At 66.0% G+C, this 2,231-nt stretch carries 1 protein-coding gene; it reads left to right on the top strand.

Going from position 1 to position 2,231, the window contains the following annotated elements; all coding sequences use genetic code 11:
- Window positions 1-1,511 precede the first annotated feature (1,511 nt).
- Window positions 1,512-2,165, top strand: coding sequence for a hypothetical protein (locus RMT89_RS39995; RefSeq protein WP_315888664.1), 654 nt, complete (start codon window positions 1,512-1,514; stop codon window positions 2,163-2,165).
- The last annotated feature ends 66 nt before the right edge of the window (window positions 2,166-2,231 follow it).

The following is a 2,231-nucleotide window of genomic DNA, read 5'->3' as shown; positions in this document are numbered from 1 at the left end:
CTCCTGCTCAACGACGGTGTCGGTCATCTCTGGCGTCTCCTTGATCATCAGATCCGCCGTTGATTAGACACTCCCCCGGCGTCTGTCCACGGTACTGAGCAGCCAGCGTCGGAAGGTCCGCGAGCCGGATCAAGCGTCGGCACTCGGGACACCCCGCACCCTTCTGAATGCGGTCCTTAGGCCAGGCTGGCCACGGCTTATGACCGAAGCCCAAGGGGCATTGCCACAGGTAGGGACTGACCTCGCCACTCTTCTGTTCCATTGCCGAGACGTTCGCAGAGAGGATGACGTTGTCTCGGTGCCACTGCGCCGCGACCTCCGAGATGTCCGCGACGGTGGTTTCCCCACGGCCACTGGTACGACTGCCCCATCGGTTCTTGACCGTGGCTCTGTGCCGATTCCAGTAAGCGGTGACTTCGGCCTGCCGGGCCCGGGCGGCTGCGAGTTCCTTCTTGATCAGTTCACGGCGGGCCCCGTTGAAGTCGTCCCAGACGGACCGCATCAGCCGAAGCATCCGTAACCGGTCCTCGCGCCCACCGCTCCCCGCATCGAGCGTCGTCGGCTGAGGTGGCCAAGCGGCGAGTACTGCTGCGTCACTCCCGGACGTGCCTGAACCTTGAGATGCGATCACGGCGTGAGGATACGAGCGAGGTCTGACAGAGCCGCACCGATGTCCAGATCATCCGCATTTGATCAGGCCGGACCTCTCGGACGATATTTCTATATCGTCCGAGAGGTCCGGCCTCCGGAAGCATTTCCGCTGGTCACAGCGTTTTCGTCGATTGGCACGACAGGCGGCGAAGACCGGTCCGCACCCACACGACGGAATTCGACCCGGATTCGACCCGGCGTGCCATCTTCACCTTGCCGAATGTGCTCTGACCTGGGCTTATTCCGGATGGGAACGATACTCGGATGCTACGCCGGGTATTCCTGGAGCACCATTCTGACCTGCGGCTTCGTGGTTCGGATCGGCTGTGACCTGCTAGGTCGGGTTGCAGAGGCGACCGGAGGCAGTCAGAGGAAACCGCTCTGATTCGACCCCGATTCGAACCGAGCTGCTCGGAGTCAGCCAGAGGCAATCGCCCTCTGGTTTGGTCCGAGTCGGCCCAGGTCAGACGGCGTTGATCAGGCCGTGAACCCGCTGACAGCACTCGGAATCGACCTCGGTCGAGCCGCGATGGGGACGCCTGCCTCCAGCACCGGAGCCAGGCATACGAATGCCTCCAGGATGGCCATCCTGGAGGCATCGCTGGCACCGATTGGAGGTCGGTACCGGACACCACCCGTGGTTTTAGCGGGCCTCGGTGGCGTCTCTGTCCTTGCGGGACGGCTCCACAGTGCCACACAGCACCCACCAGACAGGTTCTCCCCGACGGCCATTTCACCCAGGCGAGCGACTGGGCCTTCACTATCTGCCTCCAGCTGCAGCCGATCTCATTCTTCTCGGAGACCTCACCGGCCGCTACGCGGCGGGCAGTTACAGCAAGCTCTCCCCCGACGGCCGGACCGTGGTCCTGCGTGCGGACCGTCAGGGCGCGGCCGAGCACGGGCACCGGATCACGGCGGCCATCGCCTGCCACGTCGCCCGCGCCGGCGGCACCGTCGACGAGCTGACCCGACTACTGCTCCACCCCGACCACGAGGGCGGACGGCACGCCCGGCACATCGCGCTGCGCTCCGGTCAGGCACGCGCCCTGGACTACATCCGCCGGGTCTGGGCCAGCGCCTCGGCCGCGGTCAGCAGCACGAGAGTCCTGGAGTCGCGCCCGCACGCGTACGAGGTTCTCGCCGCACTGCGGGACCGGATCGAGACCACGCCCTGGCGCGGGGAGCGGGGCCGGACCGCCTTGCGGGTACTGCGGGCGCATCTGAACTTCGCGGAGATCGCGGGCGGCCTACTGCATCACGCCAGCGAGCGGCAAACGGCGGAGGAAGCGGGCATCTCCCGCACGACGCTGCGGGTCGTCTACGAGACCGTCCTCAAGCCGCGCGGCTGGCTGCGCCGGCTGCGGGTCGGCCACGGCCGGGAGGGCTCGACCTGGTACCTCGCCGACGGCAGCGCCGCTGATCGCGCTATCCCCGCTCTGCGGTCTCGTTTCCGGACCACTCAGTACCCCCCCGACCCGGTACTTGAGGAGTGGCCCACCTCTGAGAGCCCGTGAACAAACTGATCGTTGCGGGCGGGTGGGAATCCGTGAATTGACCTGAACAACCAGGACCTCTTGGTA

Source organism: Streptomyces sp. P17 (genome assembly GCF_032436805.1).
In the GTDB taxonomy this organism is placed as follows: domain Bacteria; phylum Actinomycetota; class Actinomycetes; order Streptomycetales; family Streptomycetaceae; genus Streptomyces.
The sequence above is the reverse complement of the archived record's forward strand: the minus strand, read 5'-3'. Positions and strand labels throughout refer to the sequence as shown.